At 41.1% G+C, this 19,987-nt stretch carries 19 protein-coding genes and 1 pseudogene; 16 read left to right on the top strand and 4 right to left on the bottom strand.

What is annotated here, in order from left to right; genetic code table 11:
- The first annotated feature begins 22 nt into the window (after positions 1-22).
- Entirely contained in the window at positions 23-1,204 is a 1,182-nt protein-coding gene (locus FS628_RS23760; RefSeq protein ID WP_145325442.1) for an MFS transporter, read from the top strand.
- A 123-nt stretch (positions 1,205-1,327) separates the two neighbouring features.
- Here FS628_RS23760 and FS628_RS23755 read toward each other — a convergent pair whose 3' ends face one another.
- A complete protein-coding gene (locus FS628_RS23755) occupies positions 1,328-1,645 on the bottom strand; it encodes a substrate-binding domain-containing protein (RefSeq protein WP_260871163.1) in 318 nt (105 codons plus the stop codon).
- A gap of 50 nt (positions 1,646-1,695) precedes the next feature.
- Here FS628_RS23755 and FS628_RS23750 point away from each other — a divergent pair.
- Positions 1,696-2,349: pseudogene (locus tag FS628_RS23750) on the top strand (6-phospho-beta-glucosidase); the annotation flags it as partial.
- A gap of 162 nt (positions 2,350-2,511) precedes the next feature.
- Here the strand turns inward: FS628_RS23750 and FS628_RS23745 are convergent.
- Positions 2,512-3,186 (bottom strand): GntR family transcriptional regulator, encoded by a 675-nt coding sequence (locus FS628_RS23745; protein ID WP_145325440.1) that lies wholly within the window; start codon positions 3,184-3,186, stop codon positions 2,512-2,514.
- Between the two features lie 225 nt (positions 3,187-3,411).
- On the opposite strand from FS628_RS23745, the gene ytxJ reads away from it, so the two are divergent.
- The 8 genes from ytxJ to FS628_RS23705 all read left to right on the top strand — a co-directional run bounded on the left by ytxJ (position 3,412) and on the right by FS628_RS23705 (position 10,343).
- Positions 3,412-3,750: a bacillithiol system redox-active protein YtxJ gene (gene ytxJ / locus FS628_RS23740; protein ID WP_145325439.1), complete on the top strand. Its 339-nt coding sequence runs from the start codon at positions 3,412-3,414 to the stop codon at positions 3,748-3,750.
- Positions 3,751-3,791: 41 nt separating this feature from the next.
- Positions 3,792-4,256, top strand: coding sequence for a DinB family protein (locus FS628_RS23735; protein ID WP_145325438.1), 465 nt, complete (start codon positions 3,792-3,794; stop codon positions 4,254-4,256).
- 36 nt (positions 4,257-4,292) lie between these two features.
- Positions 4,293-4,784: an OsmC family protein gene (locus FS628_RS23730; protein ID WP_105598995.1), complete on the top strand. Its 492-nt coding sequence runs from the start codon at positions 4,293-4,295 to the stop codon at positions 4,782-4,784.
- 40 nt (positions 4,785-4,824) lie between these two features.
- Positions 4,825-5,166, top strand: a complete 342-nt coding sequence (locus FS628_RS23725; protein WP_145325437.1) for a thioredoxin family protein — start codon at positions 4,825-4,827, stop codon at positions 5,164-5,166.
- 189 nt (positions 5,167-5,355) lie between these two features.
- Positions 5,356-5,754 carry a rhodanese-like domain-containing protein gene (locus tag FS628_RS23720; protein WP_145325436.1) on the top strand — a complete coding sequence of 133 codons (399 nt, stop codon included), beginning with the start codon at positions 5,356-5,358 and terminating at the stop codon, positions 5,752-5,754.
- A gap of 233 nt (positions 5,755-5,987) precedes the next feature.
- Complete coding sequence (licT, locus tag FS628_RS23715) at positions 5,988-6,830, top strand: BglG family transcription antiterminator LicT (protein ID WP_145325435.1); 843 nt, start codon at positions 5,988-5,990, stop codon at positions 6,828-6,830.
- 107 nt (positions 6,831-6,937) lie between these two features.
- Positions 6,938-8,869 (top strand): beta-glucoside-specific PTS transporter subunit IIABC, encoded by a 1,932-nt coding sequence (locus FS628_RS23710; RefSeq protein WP_145325434.1) that lies wholly within the window; start codon positions 6,938-6,940, stop codon positions 8,867-8,869.
- Positions 8,870-8,912: 43 nt separating this feature from the next.
- The gene (locus tag FS628_RS23705; protein WP_145325433.1) at positions 8,913-10,343 is read left to right on the top strand and encodes a 6-phospho-beta-glucosidase; all 1,431 of its coding nucleotides are present in this window, start codon (positions 8,913-8,915) and stop codon (positions 10,341-10,343) included.
- Between the two features lie 177 nt (positions 10,344-10,520).
- On the opposite strand, the gene FS628_RS23700 is transcribed toward FS628_RS23705, so the two are convergent.
- Positions 10,521-11,069 carry a cysteine hydrolase family protein gene (locus tag FS628_RS23700; RefSeq protein ID WP_145325432.1) on the bottom strand — a complete coding sequence of 183 codons (549 nt, stop codon included), beginning with the start codon at positions 11,067-11,069 and terminating at the stop codon, positions 10,521-10,523.
- A 378-nt stretch (positions 11,070-11,447) separates the two neighbouring features.
- On the opposite strand from FS628_RS23700, the gene FS628_RS23695 reads away from it, so the two are divergent.
- The 3 genes from FS628_RS23695 (at position 11,448) to asnA (ending at position 14,745) form a co-directional block, all read left to right on the top strand.
- Positions 11,448-12,647, top strand: a complete 1,200-nt coding sequence (locus FS628_RS23695) for an MFS transporter (RefSeq protein ID WP_145325431.1) — start codon at positions 11,448-11,450, stop codon at positions 12,645-12,647.
- Between the two features lie 314 nt (positions 12,648-12,961).
- On the top strand, positions 12,962-13,597 hold the full coding sequence (locus FS628_RS23690) for a LysE family transporter (protein ID WP_145325430.1): 636 nt from the start codon (positions 12,962-12,964) through the stop codon (positions 13,595-13,597).
- 134 nt (positions 13,598-13,731) lie between these two features.
- A complete protein-coding gene (gene asnA / locus FS628_RS23685; protein WP_145325429.1) occupies positions 13,732-14,745 on the top strand; it encodes an aspartate--ammonia ligase in 1,014 nt (337 codons plus the stop codon).
- 52 nt (positions 14,746-14,797) lie between these two features.
- Here asnA and FS628_RS23680 read toward each other — a convergent pair whose 3' ends face one another.
- Complete coding sequence (locus tag FS628_RS23680; RefSeq protein WP_260871162.1) at positions 14,798-16,168, bottom strand: amino acid permease; 1,371 nt, start codon at positions 16,166-16,168, stop codon at positions 14,798-14,800.
- 267 nt (positions 16,169-16,435) lie between these two features.
- Between FS628_RS23680 and FS628_RS23675 the strand changes: the two genes are divergently transcribed.
- The 3 genes from FS628_RS23675 (at position 16,436) to FS628_RS23665 (ending at position 19,922) form a co-directional block, all read left to right on the top strand.
- Positions 16,436-17,383, top strand: coding sequence for an ABC transporter permease (locus tag FS628_RS23675; protein ID WP_145325427.1), 948 nt, complete (start codon positions 16,436-16,438; stop codon positions 17,381-17,383).
- Positions 17,384-17,396: 13 nt separating this feature from the next.
- Positions 17,397-18,266: a carbohydrate ABC transporter permease gene (locus tag FS628_RS23670; protein ID WP_145325426.1), complete on the top strand. Its 870-nt coding sequence runs from the start codon at positions 17,397-17,399 to the stop codon at positions 18,264-18,266.
- A 69-nt stretch (positions 18,267-18,335) separates the two neighbouring features.
- The gene (locus FS628_RS23665) at positions 18,336-19,922 is read left to right on the top strand and encodes an extracellular solute-binding protein (protein ID WP_145325425.1); all 1,587 of its coding nucleotides are present in this window, start codon (positions 18,336-18,338) and stop codon (positions 19,920-19,922) included.
- Positions 19,923-19,987: the final 65 nt, after the last annotated feature.

Raw genomic sequence — 19,987 nt, 5'->3', positions numbered from 1 at the left:
TAAATAATCAAGGAGAATCATCATGAGCCAGTTAAATACAAGACTGTGGACAAGAGAGTTCATTTCTCTTTCAGCTATAAATTTCTTTATAACTTTAATTTTCTTTTTATTAAATTCGACAATTACGTTGTATGCCATTAATGAGTTTAATGCAACATCCAGCCAAGCAGGGATTATTGCAGGTGTTTTCATTATCGGATCATTAATAGGTCGGTTATTAACAGGACGACTGGTAAAATCAAAAAAAATATTGATAACTGGACTGCTTATGTTTATTTTAACAACATTACTTTACCTCATTCATTACAATATTTCTTTTCTCATTTTAAGTCGATTGATAAATGGATTCACGGTAGGGATGGCACAAACTGTTGTAGGCACAGTTGTCGTTATGACTCTTCCAGCATCTCGAAAAGGTGAAGGAATTAGTTATTTTGCAATTAGTACGGCATTAGCGACTGGTTTAGGTCCATTTATCGGTATGTATATGAGTCAGAATGTAAGTTTCAATATGATTTATTATTTATGTTTCTTGCTGGGACTTATTAATTTTGTGATTGCAATTTTCATAAATATTCCTTTGCCTAATAACAGTGAAGCGAAAAAAAGAACGGGAATAAATCTTGTTGACTTTATAGAACTGAAAGTGTTACCCATAGCAATCATTGCATTTCTGATGAGTTTCTGTTTTTCTGGTATAATCTCGTATTTAAATGTCTATGCTTTGGAATTGAACTTAGTAGATTCGGCAAGTTTTTTCTTTATGGTGTATACCGTTTTTGTCCTGATATCGAGACCATTTACTGGACGGATCGTGGACAAAAAAGGAGCAAACTTAGTTATGTATCCCGCTTTTGTCCTTTTCGGGGCAGGTTTACTCCTTTTAGGATCGGTTACCAGTGGCGTTACTTTGTTGCTGGCAGCAGCACTGGTCGCTCTAGGTTTTGGTAACATTTCTTCTATATCTCAAGCGGTATCTATCCGTTTAGCCGAACCTCACCGAGTTGGTTTAGCAACTGCCACTTTCTTTATTTTTATAGATTTAGGGAACGGATTTGGGCCATCTGTTATCGGTTTGATCATTCCATATGCAGGATATGATGGTTTGTACGTATTTCTAGGCCTGCTTGTTTTGGCAACACTTGTTTTTTATTATTTCTTATATGGTAGAAAAGAAAGTGCACTTCGAAACAACTCTCTATAACAGAACGATAACAGGTAGTTATGAAATAGAGAAATTTAATTTCGGCCGTTTCCCCATACTGTATTAGGGGACGGTCGTTTCCAGTATTTTCGAGTCCAAGAAGTTTGAAATTCTTGAAATCACCTAAGTCGTATGCCTTTCAATCAAAGTGTACTCCAGAGCAACCAACGTTTTGTCAGTTGAATGAAGCATGTTCTGTAGAATTAAAAATGCATTCTCTGCCTGCTGATCCACAGGATAGTGAATCGTTGTCAGATCCATTAAATTTGCAACCTCGGTGTTATCAAATCCGATGATCCCAACGTCCCCTGGAACCGAAAATTTATTCCTCCGTAGTTCAGTAATAAATCCGGCTGCAACCTCATCATTAGCACAAAAAATAGCATCAGGTCTGTTTGTTTGTGCAATCCACCATTTTGCAAGTTCTTCTCCGTCTCGCACATAAACTTTATCCTGAAAATTCGGGAAGTCCACCGTCAATTTATATTTGAATGTACGGACCGGAAGCCAAAGCGGATAAAATGGTTGAGAATATCAAAAATATGCGATTTTTGCACGAACAGGTTCTCCAACTGGAAATGCTTCCTTGTCCATACCACCGTTACTACTACATGACGGATGCCATGATCCAGGAAGAGCTGGAAGAAGTAAACACAGTAGGTAGTCGTGGTCAAGTCGTTAAACAGTTGGAAGAAAGCCTTTTTGAACTTTACAGGAATCCGACGCTGGATTACAAACCGAAAGAGCTGGAAAAAAGAGGTGGTGCGCATTATAGTGATGCTGCATGTGAGATCATCAATTCCATTTATAACGATAAAGGGACTCGAATGGTTGTAAGCACTCGGAACAACGGGGCAATCAGTGATCTGCCGCCTGAGAGTGCGATTGAAATTACAAGCATGATTACTTCTCACGGTGCAGAACCTTTACATTTCGGCTCATTCCCTTCCGCACAACGAGGATTGTTACAAGTAATGAAAGCAATGGAAGAACTCACTATAGAAGCCGCTGTGACAGGCGATTATGCTACGGCATTACAAGCATTTACCATGAATCCGCTTGTTCAAAGTGGCGACACAGCAAAGGCCTTGCTGGATGAGTTGCTTGAAGCCCACCGAGCTTATTTACCACAGTTTCATCAATAAAGTAAAAATGGTTAACAAGATCACGAATATTCATCAGCATTAGTCACCTGATTACACAGAATATCCCTGAATTCAACGGGTTGGATTAATTCGTACCGAATTCAAGGATATTCTGATTAATTGCTTACATAAAAAAGTAAATCCAATCGTATACGTTTGCTCTTATTGCAATAACATGTCGAATAACAGAGTCACATCTTGGGACGAGCTTACAGATATTATTTTTGTTTCTGAAGATCCAGCTTTCTTTTTTACAACTTCCGTCATTTCGTTCACGGTAACTACCACATCCGCTTTTTGTATAGCTTGAAAAAGCTCCTCGTCTGGTGATGAAATATCAATCGATTGAATGTCTGCCGATGAACGACGCTGGATTTCCTCCAGATAAAACAGGCAGGCCATAGTTTTGCATTCAATGAAAAGGTAACGCTTCTTCTTCTCGTGTTTGGCTCCAAATAATTGTGTATATGCAAATCCTGACAACATGACATTTTCTATATTGAAACCTTGTTCAAATGCGTCTTTTACGGTCTTCTCCACGAATGAAAAATAAGGATTTTGCTGCTTGAATTCCTTTATCCGGTCTTCATTAGCTATTCGAGTTCCTCGTCCTTTTTGCATGATCAGCAGTCCTTCTTCTTTGAGCTGTGAATATATCCACTGTATCGTGTTTCTATTAACAGAGAGCTGCTCCGCTAATTCATTCGTTGAAGGCAAAGCATCATCCGCTTTCAGAAAGTCTTTACTGATCAGCCATTTAATTTGTTCTTTAATTTGCACATTAATAGGCAGTGGAGATTGGGGATCTGTTTTGAAGGGCAAACGAGAATGTTCCATATAACCATCCAACTTTCTGGGTTAACTAGTGTTCTAGATAAGCTCAATATTAAAACAATCGTTCACAAAAATCAATGAAGGGCGTAAAACAATAGGAATAATGCTTTTATATGAGAACAGATCATCTTGACAAATATAAATCATTCGAATAACATTATCCTAGTTAACCAATTAACTATGTAACTAGACATCAAGAAATGATTATTCTACTAAGGAGTGATTTTGTTGAACTGGAAAGAGATATCGACACTGGACCAATGGAAAGAAGTATTGGAACAGTCGGATCAACGCGGAAAGATAATACTTAAGCATAGCACTACATGCCCAGTGAGTGCGAATGCACTAGCGGAATACGAACAGTACATCAAAGAGAGCCACACTGAAGACATTGATTTTTATCTTGTTAAGGTCTTTGAATCGCGACATGTTTCTAATCAAATTACTCAGGATCTTGATGTTAAACATGAATCTCCTCAAATTATCTATGTTAATAACAAAGAGAAATTTTGGACTGCCTCTCATTGGTCGATTACAAAAGAACACATAGCTGCTGTTTTGAACTAATAACTACTACTTTATAAACCTAAAATGAGGGATGGTATACAATGAATTATTCACACTTTGCCAAACAGTTAGATATCACTCGCGGAAATTTATACAAAGTATTGGAATCGGTATCCGAAACTAGCGCCGACAAACAACCCGTCGGATTCAGTAACACTATACGTTGGAATGTTGGGCACATTCTTACAGTAGCTGAAATGTTTATTTTCAACAATCTCCAAACTTCTGGCCTACCTAAGGAATATACCAGCTTGTTCGCTCCCGGTACCAAACCCTCTGACTGGACAGGTGAGCCCATCCCGTTGTCAACATTACTTGCGCAGTTGCAGGATCAGGTTGTACGCATCAAACAACACGTAGAGATTTATTCTGATGAAACCCTGCCAGAACCATTGAAATTGGGACCTGTTCTCCAATTGAATAGCATGGGGGAAGTGTGTAACTTAGCCCTGTATCACGAAGCGATGCATACGGGATTCATCCATGCCTTAAAGCGCATCGTCTAAGGGAAACTGACTGGATAATAAAAGGAGCGGATCGACATGGCCGATATGAAATCTAATTTGAACACTGCATGGTATAAAGACACTAAAGGTAGCGGTAGACTAAAGGCAGATTATCTTAAAACGAATATCGCGATTCCCGAGTCTTCGGGAGGGAGTGGGGAAGGAGCCAATCCTAAAGAATTGTTGGTTTCCTCTGCCACTACTTGTTACATCATGACACTCGTGTATATGTTGGAACAGAAGCAATTGTCAGTTACTGGAATAGTGATGAACACAGAGGCTGTAAATTCCAAAGAAGAAGGATTTCGAATTGTCCATCTTCCTCAAGTTATTTTGTCCGCGAATTCCACTGAAGAGCAGATTCAGTCTGTGCGCAAAATCATGATTAGCGCAGAGCAAGTGTGTGAAGTAGGAAATCTGCTCAAAAAAGCAGGTGTTCAGATTGAAGTAGAAGGCAAAGTAGAGATTGAATCTGGTACAGATGTAGTAAGTCAATACATTGAGGAAAATCAACTAAACTGGGATTGACGTTCATTCATAATGCAGGTTCGTCAGTGAGGATACAGATATGAAAGAAATGATGGAATTAGCTTCGCTAGATATGGTGGAACGGTTTGTTAGTGAACATGAATTAAGTTTTTTATATGTATCTCAAACGAATTGCAGTGTTTGTCATGCATTGCTCCCTAAGATCAGAATGCTATTAGAAGAATATCCTAAGATTCAATTGGGGCATATCGACATTCACAATGTAGAGAGCATAGCAGAGAAATATATGATTTTCACAGCTCCGATCATGTTGCTGATCATAGAACAGAAGGAATATGTCAGAGCAGATCGATTTGTTCGCTTTAACGAGCTTAAGCATAAACTGGATCAGATATACGAATTGTACACCCAGTCCATGTAAACCCAATGAATCGGAACTCTTGGGAACAACACCGGGCAAAAGTCACACTTACTTGAGCTGGCACCAATCAAATTTGGAGCCAGCTTGATTCATTTCCCGTTGATTACTTGTGCCGACTGTGCACTCGAATAGGAGATACGCCTGGCAGTTTTCAGGACTTGCAATTTTGTTGAGAAAGGATTATTTTCGATGACATTTATCTATATCTTATTGGGGCTGGTGTGTATATGGGGATTGACTCAACTGTGGGCATTACGTTCACTTACTTATATTAATATCCAGGACATGGGCCTCAATTATGAATGCTGGGAAAAGGTGAAGATCTTGGATGTTAGGGATGCAAGCGAGTATTGGAGTGGTCATATTCCGGGTACAATAAATATCTCGGTTGGCAGACTACCAGTATTGTGGAGCAAACATATTGAACAAAATGATGAGGTGTTCATCTTGTCCCGTAGTTGGATTCAGCGAAATAAAGCCGCCAGAATTCTGGCGCGTCGGGGCTTTCGCCAGTTGTACGCCGTTAGAGGTTGTTATCTTTCGAGTAATAAAGGAAAACTGGCATCAACGTATCCATGTATGCAATGAAGCGTTTCTTTACTGGCTGCGCACCAGATTCTAGGCAGAGGCAAGTAGTTGAACAAATTAAAACGGTTATTGCTAAATCTTTCGGCCGCGGCTATAATGAGAATGCGAGTTAAGGATAGTGATTGTTTAATTACAAGCTAGACCTGCTTGCACATCGTGAATTTGCGCTATATTTAGCGTTTATTTTGAGATGTGCGGGTGGGTCTTTTTATTTGTATTAAGGGGGGAATGCGATGATTATTCTTAAAATCCTTAACAACAATGTCGCGGTTACCCACGACAAATTGGGACAGGAAGTCATTGTCATGGGTAAAGGAATTGCTTACCAGAAGAGAATAGGCGAGGCCCTTGACGAGCAAAGCATTGATAAAATTTACTCCCTTTCTACCAAGGAGGCATTTATCAAATTTCAGGAACTTCTGACGGAAATCCCTTTAGATTACTTCGATGTTGCGGATAGAATCATAAATTTTGCAAAAATGACGTTAGGCAAAAAACTGAATGATAGTGTATACATTTCTCTCAGTGACCATATTTTTTCTACTGTAAACCGTTTCAAAGACGGTATCTCCCTTAAGAATGCTCTGCTTTGGGATATTAAACGGTTTTACGCAGATGAGTTTAAGGTTGGTTTGAAGGCGCTTCAATTCATTAAGGAGTCTTTTGATATTCAGTTTCCGGAAGACGAGGCTGGTTTCCTTGCTTTGCACATAGTCAACGCGGAGGATCGCCAAGAAAGTCAGGATATCTACAGAGTGACTAAAATCATTCAAGAAATTAGCGACATTGTCAGATATTATTTTCAAATTGAATTCGATGAGCAATCCTTAGCATTCTATAGATTTATTACGCATCTGAAATTTTTTGCTCAAAGATTAATCAGTGGAAACTTACATGAGAATGAAAGCGACCAAGATCTTCTGGATGTGATAAAAGAAAAACATCAGAATGCATATCGTTGTGTGGGGAAAATCGAAACCTACATCAAAAACAACTACAATTACAGCCTTACGGGTGAAGAAAAGCTGTATTTGACGGTCCACATTCAACGTGTGGTGTATAAGACAAGATCATAACGTAACCATGAAAGGAGGTGAGGGTTTAAAAGCAAGCCAGGATGGTGACATTAAGTTGGCCAAACCCTTCACTATGCTGTTTCAGCTAGAATATGGAGGAGAACATAATGGGAAAATATCAACAGTTAGCAGAAGAGATTGTGAGTCAAGTAGGGGGATCAGATAACATTAGTGACCTCACTCATTGTGTTACAAGGTTAAGATTTCATCTGAAGAACGATTCCATACCCGATGATGAAGTTATGAAAAAGCTGGACGGGGTAGTAACAGTCGTACGTTCAGGTGGGCAATATCAAGTCGTTATTGGAAATCATGTTTCTGAAGTTTATTCGGAGGTCAACTCACTAGTTAAACGGAATCCAGACAATACGAGTTCTTCAAACGAAAAAGTTGTTAAAAAGAAAAAGCCGCTGGACGCTTTCATTGATGTAATATCAAGTTTGTTTCAACCTATTCTCGGCATTCTGTTAGCTGCGGGGATGCTAAAAGGCTTCAATACGTTGTTCAGCACACTTAACCTCTATACAACGGATAGCGGGGCATATATCATCATTAATGCCATGGGGGATGCTTTGTTTATGTTCCTTCCTGTATTTTTGGGATATACATCTGCTAACAAGTTTAAAGTACAACCTTTTATCGGCATACTCATTGGATTAGCTATGTGTTATCCCGCTATTCAGTTGGATGCCTTGGCAGGTTCTAGAGAGCCGCTTTACACACTATTCAGCGGATCTGCCTTCAGTTCTCCAGTTTATCTGGATGTGTTCGGCGTTCCATTGATCAGCATGAACTACACATCCACTGTTCTGCCAATCATCATCGTTGTTTACTTTGCATCTAAAGTTCAACGTACGCTGGATAAGATTGTTCCGAGTGCGATTAAATTTTTCATGATCCCGATGGTCACGGTGCTGATTTCCTTATCCTTGGGCTTCCTATTGATCGGACCTGTTGCGAGTTATGCGTCTGAATTAATTGCTCAAGGCATACTGGTGGTACGAGACGCAAGTCCATTATTTGCAGGATTCCTTTTGGGGCTCTCATGGCAAGTACTTGTCGTGTTCGGACTGCATTGGGGACTCATCCCTTTATATATTAACAACATTACGAGCATGGGATATGACACTATCATGGCCTCCGTCTTTGCAACTTCATTTGCGCAGTTGGCCATTGTGCTTGCAATTATCGTGAAAACCAAGGATAAAAAGCTTAAGGCTCTAGGCTTCCCTTCGGCCATTTCTGCATTGTTTGGCATCACTGAACCGGTCGTTTACGGTATTATCCTGCCACGCAAGAAGCTGTTTATTATGAGCTGTATCGTTTCGGGCGTTGCCGGCGGATTTTATGGAATGTACAACCTTAGAGAGTTTACTTTCGGTGGATTTGGTGTATTTGAGTTTTTGACTATGTTCGACCCTAATGAACCAGGCACGTCTAATATTATGATTGCCATCGTTGGTGTAGTGTTTGCCATGATTGTCTCATTTGCATTAACACTCGTCATGTTCAAGGATGATAAGACGGAAGCTGACTCTGCTACATTGTCTGTAGATCCACCTAAATCAGTGTCTAAGATTGGAAAAAAACATACGATGCTCAGTCCGATGAACGGGGAGATCATTCCGATTAAAGACGTTCAGGATGAGGCTTTCTCCCAAGAACTATTAGGTCGAGGGATTGGAATTCGTCCTTCTACAGGCGAACTGTTTGCCCCCTTTGCCGGAAAAATCGTTACGCTCTTCCCGACTAAACATGCCGTTGGAATAATTTCGGATGAAGGAATGGAAGTATTGATTCACATCGGTTTTAACACCGTTCGATTGAAAGGAAAGCATTTTGAAAGTTTCGTGCAAGAAGGGGACATTGTGCATCAAGGGCAGAAACTGGTCGAATTTAACATTGCCGAGATCGAGAAAGAAGGATATTCCTTAGTAACGCCAATGATTGTTACAAACACGGAGAATTATCTGGAAATCGTCGAGACCAAAGAAAATAAAGTGAACGCAGGCGATGTGCTGCTGACAGGCTTGTTGTAAGAGAATAATTATATATCTCATAAAAAAGAAGGAGACGATAAATGTGGGATTTAAAGATGGGTTCTTATGGGGAGGGGCAACCTCGGCTAACCAATCAGAGGGAGCTTACAATGCGGACGGCAGAGGGCTAGCAAACGTTGATTTGAGCCCGACTGGCGACGTGCGAGAAAGTGTACTTATGGGACAAACTAAAATGTTTGACTTTGACGAGAATTATTACTATCCCGCTAAAGAAGCCATTGATATGTATCACCATTTTAAAGAAGATATTGCCTTGTTTGCCGAAATGGGTTTCAAGGTATATCGCTTGTCGATTGCTTGGAGCCGTATTTTCCCCAAAGGAGATGAGACAGAGCCTAATGAGGCTGGGCTTCAATTCTACGAAGACTTGTTCAAAGAGTGCCAAAAGTATAATATTGAACCCCTCGTCACCATTACTCACTTTGATGTTCCAATGCATTTGGTCAAGGAGTATGGTTCATGGCGGAACAGAAAAATGGTTCATTTCTATGAAAGACTGTGTAAGGTGATATTTAATCGTTACAAAGGGTTGGTTAAATATTGGATTACTTTTAATGAAATTAACATGGTCTTAGAAGCACCATTTTTAGCAGCTGGGCTGTTCATTGAAGAACACGAAGACGCGGAAGCTGTAAAGTTCACAGCCAGTCACCATGAACTGGTAGCCAGTGCGTTGGCCACCAAAATTGCCCATGAAGTTGATCCGGAAAATATGGTAGGTTGTATGCTTGCTGCCAATGCTCCGTATCCTAGAACATGCCACCCACAGGATATATGGAAAGCGAAGCAGGTTGAGAACCAAAGCTACTTCTTCATTGACGTTCAGGTACGAGGTGAGTATCCTGCCTATACACTCAAAGATCTTGAACGCAAAAATATAGTTCTCCCATTCGAAAAAGGAGACCAGGAATTACTAAAACAACACACCGTTGATTTTATCGGATTCTCGTACTATTCTTCCAGTGTGGTTAGCGCAGATCCTACACAAACGGATACGATTGGAGGCAATTTGTTCCCAAGCTTGCCTAACCCCTACTTGAAAGCTAGTGACTGGGGCTGGCAAATTGATCCACTCGGTTTGCGGATTACGATGAACAACATTTATGATCGATATCAAAAACCTTTATTCATTGTAGAAAATGGTCTCGGTGCTGCCGATATAGCGGATGAGAGCGGATATGTTGAAGATGACTATCGAATTGCTTATCTAAGCGAGCATATTCAGGCGATGAGAGATGCTGTCGACTACGATGGCGTTGATTTGCTTGGGTATACTGTCTGGGGACCGATTGATATTGTGAGTGCAAGTACCGGCGAAATGAAAAAAAGATATGGATTCATTTATGTTGACCGGGACGACGACGGTCAAGGAACATTAAAACGCTCCAAGAAAAAATCATTCGAATGGTACAAGAAAGTTATTGAGTCAAATGGTCAGAATCTGGATGTCTAATTCATAATAAGGTCGATATAAACAAAGGTCACTCCCACTTTGCTTGACAGAGTGGAAGTGACCTTATGTTTTCTACTTTTATTATTTTACAATAAATTGATTATGCAACTGGTTTCGAAGTTTTTCACCTTCAACTTTAATCTGAACTATTGTGTTCTGTAATATCGTGTTAATTTCTTATTGCGATGTGAAATCTTCAGTCGATTTCACATCGCAATACATGCCATTAAGTGCGCCGACAAAGGCATAATGGACCTGTTCAGCTGATACGACCTTATTTTGATAAGATAACTCTCTCGTTGCACATGCATCTTCAATAAGTGTTGTTTCATATCCGAGATCTACCGCAGCTCTAACGGTTGCATCAATACACATATGTGTCATCATACCTACAACCACTACTTTGGTTATTTCTTTCTCTTTGAGTTTGCTTTGTAATTCGGTCTGTAAAAAGCTATTAGGGAAGTGTTTTGTAATAATACTTTCATTTTCTAATGGCCGAACAGCTTCATGTATTTCAACTCCTTCCGAATCAGGAAGAAAGAAGCCTATTGCTGGGTCACTTGCGATATGCTGAACATGGAAAATGTTATCCTTATGGTTTTGTCTGAACCAATCAAGCACTTTTGCTGCATTAGATGCTGCTTTTTCAGGATTGCTTAATTCCATCTTTCCATTGGGGAAATAGTCATTTTGAATATCTACAATAATTAGAGCTGTGCTCATTGTTCTCCACCTCGTATAGAATATTTTATTACACTACAATCATAAATCGAATTTTATTTTTATTCGATAAGTTAACGAAACACTTTTATCCAAAAAGAATTCATGATGAAAGGAAGGACATTTAATAAGCCAGAGCAACAAGACAACAATTACAATTACTATGAAGTACGTTCATGTTTGGAGAAAGAGGGTTTCATTGTGGACGAAGCCTCGAGTGGAGGGCAAGCCATGGTGGCGAATGAGATATTAAACACTTTCAACAATCAATTAAAATGCCCAAAACACTTTGCCACATCTATGTAAAAATGGACTGAAAGCTTATAGACTATATCTTATGATGAAATGAGATATGAATTTAGTCGTAAGAGGAGTCTTCAGATGAAAAAGCCAATAAAAGATCAAAAAATGGTAATGGTAATTTTACTAAGTAATATTTTCACAGCATTTCTCGGGATTGGATTAATTGTTCCTGTTATGCCTTCTTTCAAAGACATGTTGGATTTATCCGGAAGTACAATGGGCTATCTAGTTGCAGTTTACGCCTTGTCCCAGTTAATTATTTCGCCTTTTGCGGGTAGATGGGTTGATCGGTTTGGAAGAAAAAGAATGATCGTTATCGGGTTACTGGTATTTAGCTTATCAGAATTGATTTTTGGATTAGGAACACATGTTTCAATACTTTATTTTTCCAGAGTACTGGGAGGAATAAGTGCTGCCTTTATCATGCCTGCTGTAACGGCATACGTGGCTGATATTACTACTACAGAGGACAGACCAAAGGCGATGGGATACGTCTCCGCTGCGATCAGCACCGGATTTATTATTGGGCCAGGTGTGGGTGGATTTATTGCCGATTACGGAATTAGGATGCCATTCTTCTTTGCCGCTGCTATGGCACTCCTAGCCGCTATTTCCTCTTCAATTATATTAAAAGAGCCTCTGTCACATGAAGAGATGCAACAACTATCGTTAAACACAAAGGGTTCTAGCTTCGTTAAGGATTTAAGGAAATCAATTCAACCAATCTACTTAATAGCCTTTATTATGGTCTTTGTCCTTGCTTTCGGATTATCTGCCTACGAAACGGTTTTCAGCTTGTTTTCGGATGAGAAATTCGGCTTTACTCCCAAGGATATCGCAAGTATCATCACCATAAGTTCCATTGTAGCGGTAATTATTCAAATTTTATTGTTCGGAAAATTAGTAAATAAATTAGGCGAAAAAATGGTGATTCAGGTCTGCCTAATCATGGGTTCTGTTTTAGCGTTCATATCTACTATTGTCACGAGCTTCATAGCCGTTTTGATTGTAACTTGTTTTATTTTTTTAGCGTTTGATTTGTTACGACCTGCGCTAACTACCTTCTTATCTAAAACTGCTGGTAAACAGCAAGGTTTCGTAGCAGGAATGAACTCCACTTACACCAGCTTGGGGAATTTTTTTGGCCCAGCATTGGGTGGAATTCTATTTGATGTAAATATTCATTACCCTTACCTTTTTGCAGGAATAGTTCTGATCATCGGTTTAGGGCTTACGGTATTCTGGAAAGGAACATCCAGTCAAGCCTCACTCCGATAAGAATAATCTCACAGGAAACTTACTATAGCGCATTCCCTGTGAGATTAAAGTACTATCCCAACTTATTCTAGAGTGCGGTTACTTAAGGGGATCTTTCACGTCGAAATTCGGGATATCAGATATCTCTCGTGATACTATTGGAGGAAAACACATGGAGATCGAACCCAGGAATGGGTTTCTTTTTTTGTCTCAGTTCTAACTGTTCGAAAGAAACCAATTAAAAATCCTTTCTAAAATTTTATTTTGTTATTTTAACTTCATAGGCATCATAAAATGTGAAATAAACTGGACGAGCGAGTAGGAGTGAGGAAGTCTTGAGTGTTCAACTTCTAATCAGTTATATTTTCCTTGGTTTGACGCTTGCTGCTCCTATTGGGCCGGTCAATTCAGCCCGATTGGACAAGGGCCTCAAAAATGGCTTTTGGCATGCCTGGATGGTTGGAGTAGGTTCCATGATTGCCGATGCCACCTTTATGCTGTTGATTTATCTAGGTTTGGTTCAGTTCCTCAACATCCCCATGGTACAAATTCTCCTCTGGCTCGTTGGCGGCTTCATATTAACCTATACTGGAATTGAAAGCATCCTGCAGATCAACAAACTGAAGCTGCATCTGAAGAACAATCAAAAAGATTCCCTCTTTCACTGCTTCATGCTTGGATTTTTCATGTCCCTCACTAGCCCGATGTCCATCATTTTTTGGTTAGGGATCTATGGATCCATTCTGGCCAAAACGGCAGTGTCATATGGGACAAGTCATTTGCTGATTTACAGCAGCATGATCTTTATTGGACTGACACTCTGGGATTTGCTGGTGGCGGGTTCAACCACAGGTATGCGGCGTTATCTCAATCAAAAAAGTCTCTCCATCATATCGGTTGTATCCGGTTTGTCTCTGGTTGGTTTCGGGGTATATTTTGCTATTCAAGGACTGCGTGCGTTGCTCTCTTAGAGGATGGGCGTACACCCAAATGCAGCAATGCCGGATTGGGACAACGCGACACAGCAATGATAGGCACATAGACTGCTCTCATCAGTTATGCAGGGAACTGTATGATAATCAAACTGAAGGGACGATGTACTATAATGCTGCGAACGATTGTTGTGCCAACCAAGTACAAACCGATACTGAATCTAAGGGAAACTGCTGAGGCCATACATTTTGCAAAAAAGAAATTTCAGGAACGATTAGAACAGCAGTTAAATCTGATACAGGTACCCTCACCGGTTCTGTTGCAGGAAGGTACAGGAATTAATGATAATCTGAACGGAAGAGAGCGTACCGTTTCTTTCGATGCCTTGGATCTGGAAGAGGGGCAGATTGAAGTTGTTCAATCATTGGCCAAGTGGAAACGGATGGCTCTGAAGACGTATGGATTTCAGGTGGGTGAAGGATTATACACCGATATGAATGCAATCAGACGGGATGAGTGGATGGATAATCTACATTCCATCTATGTGGATCAATGGGACTGGGAGAAGGTCATTGCTGAAGATAAACGTAACCTGGCGACTCTGAAGGAAGAAGTACGCAAGATCTATCGTTCAATTCAAGTCACAGAGCAGGAACTCTGTACTCAATACCCATGCCTTGAACCCATTCTGCCGGATCAGATCTTCTTTATTACAACGCAAGAGTTAGAAAACCAATATCCCGATCTCACCCCAAAAGAGCGTGAAAATGAGATTACTCGCCAATACGGTGCTGTTTTTATCATGCAGGTAGGTGGGCTGCTGAATTCAGGAATTGTTCATGACGGCCGCTCTCCGGACTATGATGATTGGACTCTAAACGGAGATATTTTATTATGGTATCCTGTGCTGGAGCAGGCTCTGGAAGTCTCATCCATGGGAATCCGTGTCGATGCCGCTGCACTTGAAAAGCAATTGGATCTCAGTCAAGCAAATGAACGGGCTGCTCTTAAATTTCATCAATCTGTCTTAAATGGTGAACTTCCCTTCACGATTGGAGGCGGGATTGGTCAATCCAGACTGTGTATGTTTCTGCTGCGAAAAGCTCATGTGGGTGAGGTGCAGGCTTCGGTGTGGAACCATAGAACGTGGCGGGAATGCGAGGAGGGCAATATCCCTCTGTTATAGATATCGATTGAACAGGAAAGGATATCCCATCAAGGATATCCTCTTTTTGTTGTTACGTGGAGACCTTATGTTTTTTCCACCATCTTGTCATGATCCAGGTGACCATAGCAATAACAAAAATCATGATTAGACTTACTAAAAAACCCACTCGGATGTCCGGTTTGATTAACGTGCCGCTAACGGCTCCTAATAATAGAATCAATCCTGATATGCCAAGTATCACATCTCGGGTACGGATGCGAAGTATTTTGAACGCCGCAATAATGATAAAGGACCAGTTATACATCTGTAATATTCCTGCTGCGGTAGTGATGTATTCATAGATCTTCCCCGGAAGCAGCAAGGCTGTCACAATAGACGCGCTTAGTCCAACCGCAGCCAGTGCAAGAGAAGCTAAGGGGAGTTGTTTGAATTTCAACTTCACCTTGAATAACTTAGGCGCGTCTCCATCCTTGGACATGGTCACCAAAAGGTTCACAACAGCAAATAACGAAGCACTCATGGCTGAAAAGCCGGCCAAGATGATAGCTCCATTGAATACATGGGGAAAGAAAGCCAAATGATACGACGATAGAGCTGTGACAAACGGGCTTTCCTTTTCATTCATCTTGGTATAGTGCACCATGAATACCGCCATGCCGATGGATAACATGTAAAGGATTGAAAGACCTGTCAGCATGACCTTCCCAGCTTTGGGGGCATCCTTTTTATCCTGTAACTGAATGGACATGAGCCCAATGGTCTCTACACCGCCATATGCGTAAAACGCATAGAGAAGAGATGACCAAAAGGCAGGGAACTTTCCGGGAAACAGTTCCGCTGCTGAACTTGGCATGCCAGGCCGTCCGTTGCTTCCCCCATGAATCCAGCCAAAGAGTGCAGCTGCAGCCAGCAGAATAAACATGACAATGGCTGCCGTTTTAACCACAGCGAGAACATTCTCAATTTTGTCAAACCACTGTGTCCCGAGCAAGACGACAAAAATGGACAGCACGGCGTAACCAGCCGCGAAAATCCAGAGCGGAACATTTGGAAACCAAAATCGAGAGAGAATGGACAAGGCTGTCAACTGGCTTCCCATGATTAAAATTTTGGTACTCCAATAATTCCACCCGCAACCAAAGCGGGCCCAACGGCCGAAGGCTTTACCGGCATAATAACAGAACGAACCTTCCTGAGGATCCGCTGTGGTCATTTTTGCCAGGAAATGAAACACAATATAGGTACCCAATGCTGCAATCAAAAAGGACAGCACCATGGAAGGTCCGGTCTGCTTGATGCCTATTCCCGAACCAAGAAAGTATCCGGTACCAATCGTACAACCTATGCCAAGCAGGGATAGCTGCCACCATTTTAACTGCCCCTTCTCCTTACCTTCAGATGAAGCGGAGGCATCTTGTGCAGCGCAACTTAAATCCGTCAATATAGGACCACCTCTCCTTCTCAAATAAGGTGGTCCTTTAGAGAATAAAATATGTAACATGCATAGAAAACTTGTGTCATGAGTGAATCTTAGGCAGGATGCTAATAAAAATTACCGCTACATAATGAATAGTTAAGACAATTGGGATTTACTGTGACGATCCATAGTCCAATTACGATAGATCTTATAAGAAATTCGTGAGATTTCAGAATTTTATCCGATAGGAGGATGCTATTATACAACTACAAATAAAGATGAGGTGATGATATGCAAGCGAAATTGACAGCGGACGCCATTCTCCTCTCCAAAAAGCGGAAGTCATGGATAAGGACGATACAAAAGTACAAAGTGATGTATGCTCTCTTATTACCAGCCTTAATTTACTTTGCGGTATTCAAATACATTCCTATGGCGGGAATCATGATTGCTTTTAAAAACTACAACCTGGCTCTGGGACTATGGGATAGCCCATGGGTGGGATTCAAAAATTTTACGGATTTTATGAACGGCGTTTATTTCTGGGACATCATGAAAAATACGATCATCATATCGTTGTATAAGCTATTGTTCGGTTTCTCCGCGCCCATCGTACTTGCTTTACTCCTCAATGAAGTTTATAGCCAATGGTTTAAGAAAATCGTACAGACAATCACTTATTTACCTCATTTTCTGTCATGGGTCATTGTGTATGGAATTATGGTAGCATTACTAGCCCCAGGGGATGGTCTCTTTAACATGATTTTGAAGGATTTTGGTGTTGAACCCATCTCTTTTCTAACGGAACCTGCCTGGGGCAGAATGCTGATCATTTTATCTGAAGTATGGAAGGATATTGGATGGGGGGCGATTTTGTACCTTGCCGCCTTGGCAGGAATAGATCCAAGCTTATATGAAGCGGCTCGAATAGATGGCGCTTCCAAATGGAGACAGCTCTGGCATATCACGTTACCCGGGATTCGAGGCGTTATTATTCTGATGCTTATCCTCAAATTAAGCCATATCCTCGATGCGGGTTTTGACCAAATATTCATGTTTGCCAATACCTTTAACCAGGAGAAAATCGACATTATCGACACATGGGTATACCGGGAAGGGTTGGAACGTCTCAAGATTGGCTTGGCTACTGCTGTAGGGTTATTTAAAGCTGTCATCGGATTTGCTTTAGTATTGGCAGCGAATAAGCTCGCCAAAAAATTCGATGGGCAAATTTGGTGAGGTGGTCTTTAGAATGATCCATTTGACAATCGGGGAAAAAGTCTGGCAAACCGTCGTTTATGTAATTCTTATTTTTTTATCCCTACTTTGCGTGCTACCCTTTCTATATGTGGTTGCTGTCTCCGTAACCCCAGAATCGGAAGTACTGAGAAGAGGGATTGTGATTATACCAGAATCTTTTACATTTCTGGCCTATAAAGAAGTATTCATTTCTCATGGGATCTGGCAGGCGTATAAAATTACGTTGTTTCGAACAATTGTAGGCACTGCGTTAAATGTGTTTTTTACGGTGATTGCGGCCTACCCGTTATCCAAAAAATATTTGCCCGGAAGAAGTCCGTTTTTACTCTTCATTGTGTTTACCATGATGTTCAGTGGGGGATTGATTCCGACTTATTTGTTAATCCGCTCTCTGGGATTGCTGAATAGCCCATGGGTATTGATTATTCCAAATCTCATTAGTGCATTTAATCTCGTGATCATTAAAGGCTTTTTTGAACAATTGCCTGGTGAAATCGAGGAATCAGCGAGGGTAGACGGTGCCAGTGAGCTTCAGACGTTATGGCGGATCATTTTACCCCTGTCCTTACCCGTCCTGTCCACCATTTCCTTATTTTACGCAGTCGGGCATTGGAACAGTTATTTTGATGCCATTGTATATATCAATGATTCCAATTACATGCCACTTCAAGTTATTTTGCGCAACATCCTGCTTAACATCGCAACTCAAAGCGCTGATTCGCTCGCCAATTCCGGAGCTGTCAGTACGTTCGCTGTGCAAATGGCTACAGTTGTCGTGACTACGGTCCCGATATTGATCGTTTATCCGTTTTTGCAAAAGCATTTTACCAAAGGTGTGCTCCTGGGATCCGTTAAAGGTTAAAAGGTGTTCCAAACTAACTAACTTATTACGGGGAAACCGTGATAATATACAAGCAAAGGAGAGGTCAATATGCAGCGTAAGAAGATTTCATTTGCTATTTTGTCGGCAATCTTTGGACTGGGAACGCTATTGTCAGGATGCGGGGGAAATGAAGAAGTTACATCGACAGCTTCGGGTAATTCGCAAGGTCAGTCCAGCCAGTTTGCAACCAAAATGAAAATCTCAATGTTTAACCAAGGTACATTCAATGCTGCTGCTCCAGTACCTCCACGTGATGAAGATGTTCAACGCCAAATGTTGGAGGAAGAGATGAATATTGACCTGGAAATGATGATTCCTCAAGCAGGGCAAGCAACAACCAAACTGAATACGCTCATAGCAGGCGGCGATATTCCAGATCTGATCTTCTTAAAGAGCCGGGCTGATCTCGCACAATATTTTGATCAAGGTGTTCTTGCGGATTTGACACCGTATATGGACCAATTCCCTGAACTACAGAAACGGTTTGGCACCGACTCCTGGGAGGCGATGTCCTATCAAGGAAAAACCATTGGAGTTCCAGGCTATGATAATGTAAACGGTATCAGTCGAAGCTTCTTCATCCGTAACGATTGGCTGAAAAAGCTGAATATGGAAGTGCCAACGACACCTGATGAGTTGTTCGAAGTTATGAAAGCCTTTACAGAGAAAGATCCGGACGGGAATGGCAAAAACGATACGTACGGATTCATCGGCGGTATGAATAAAGAAGGTAGTCTGCAAACCTACGGCTTCGATAGCTTGATGTGGATGTTTGGTGTTAATCCCCCTTCGGCCGTTGAAGTGAAAGATAATGAACCGGTATTTCTATTTATCGATCCCAAAATGAAAGAGGCACTTGCTTACATTAATAAAATGATGGCAGCCAAGGTGGTTGACCCAGACTGGGTGACGATGAATTCGCCTGATCTGTTGGACCAAAAGATGTTTAAGGGTAAAGTCGGATTCATGATCAGAGATGCTCGCAGACTGGAGCCGGATTATCAACAGAAAATGAAAGAAATTAGTGGAGAGGTACCTGAATGGATCGTTATACCTCCGATGAAAGGTCCTTACGGGGATCAAATTGTAGAGAGAAAATCGTTCCAGGGCAATTCATGGGCCATATCCGCAAAAGCGGACGAGGACAAAATCATTCGGATCTTGTCCATGCTGAATTATCTCTTTACGGATGAAGAAGCCTATCCGAACTTTGCATACGGAATCAAAGGCATCCATTGGGATGTCGTAGACGGCAAGATCAAAAATAAAACCTCCGAGTTATCGAAGGAAATGAAAGAAAAGTACCTGTGGGTCGATCATTATAGAATGCCGCGCCGTGGTGATGATGCGGAGTACTTCAGCTTCCAGAATCCGAAGACGGCGGAAGCTTTCAAGGACAATCAGCAATATGTGGGGCCAACGCTGCCCGGAAATTTATTGACCCCTGACCCCAGCGATACCTTGGATGCTGACCGCACACGTTTCATTAATGAAAGTTTAGTTAAATTCATGACGGGCAAAGAGCCTCTTTCCAACTGGGACAATTTCCTACAGACGCTGGATACCAAGTTTGACATGCAGAAATATAAGGATACCGCAATCAAACAATTTAAAGAAGCCGGCCTTATCAAGTAAAATAAATAAACGAAGAGAGTGGCTATTCGTAGCCCCTCTCTTTATTAGCATATGCTATTCTTAGT

The organism is Paenibacillus xylanexedens (genome assembly GCF_007676705.1).
GTDB classification, from domain to species: domain Bacteria; phylum Bacillota; class Bacilli; order Paenibacillales; family Paenibacillaceae; genus Paenibacillus; species Paenibacillus xylanexedens_C.
Note: the sequence above shows the minus strand (reverse complement) of the source record. Positions and strands in the feature narration are given on the sequence as shown.

Excerpts from the sequence above, each read along its gene's own strand:
- FS628_RS23760 (WP_145325442.1), top strand. The coding sequence starts at position 23 with ATGAGCCAGTTAAATACAAGACTGTGGACAAGAGAGTTCATTTCTCTT.
- FS628_RS23745 (WP_145325440.1), bottom strand. The coding sequence starts at position 3,186 with ATGGAACATTCTCGTTTGCCCTTCAAAACAGATCCCCAATCTCCACTG.
- FS628_RS23735 (WP_145325438.1), top strand. The coding sequence starts at position 3,792 with ATGAATTATTCACACTTTGCCAAACAGTTAGATATCACTCGCGGAAAT.
- FS628_RS23730 (WP_105598995.1), top strand. The coding sequence starts at position 4,293 with ATGGCCGATATGAAATCTAATTTGAACACTGCATGGTATAAAGACACT.
- FS628_RS23725 (WP_145325437.1), top strand. The coding sequence starts at position 4,825 with ATGAAAGAAATGATGGAATTAGCTTCGCTAGATATGGTGGAACGGTTT.
- FS628_RS23720 (WP_145325436.1), top strand. The coding sequence starts at position 5,356 with ATGACATTTATCTATATCTTATTGGGGCTGGTGTGTATATGGGGATTG.
- licT (WP_145325435.1), top strand. The coding sequence starts at position 5,988 with ATGATTATTCTTAAAATCCTTAACAACAATGTCGCGGTTACCCACGAC.
- FS628_RS23710 (WP_145325434.1), top strand. The coding sequence starts at position 6,938 with ATGGGAAAATATCAACAGTTAGCAGAAGAGATTGTGAGTCAAGTAGGG.
- FS628_RS23700 (WP_145325432.1), bottom strand. The coding sequence starts at position 11,069 with ATGAGCACAGCTCTAATTATTGTAGATATTCAAAATGACTATTTCCCC.
- FS628_RS23695 (WP_145325431.1), top strand. The coding sequence starts at position 11,448 with ATGAAAAAGCCAATAAAAGATCAAAAAATGGTAATGGTAATTTTACTA.
- asnA (WP_145325429.1), top strand. The coding sequence starts at position 13,732 with ATGCTGCGAACGATTGTTGTGCCAACCAAGTACAAACCGATACTGAAT.
- FS628_RS23675 (WP_145325427.1), top strand. The coding sequence starts at position 16,436 with ATGCAAGCGAAATTGACAGCGGACGCCATTCTCCTCTCCAAAAAGCGG.
- FS628_RS23670 (WP_145325426.1), top strand. The coding sequence starts at position 17,397 with ATGATCCATTTGACAATCGGGGAAAAAGTCTGGCAAACCGTCGTTTAT.
- FS628_RS23665 (WP_145325425.1), top strand. The coding sequence starts at position 18,336 with ATGCAGCGTAAGAAGATTTCATTTGCTATTTTGTCGGCAATCTTTGGA.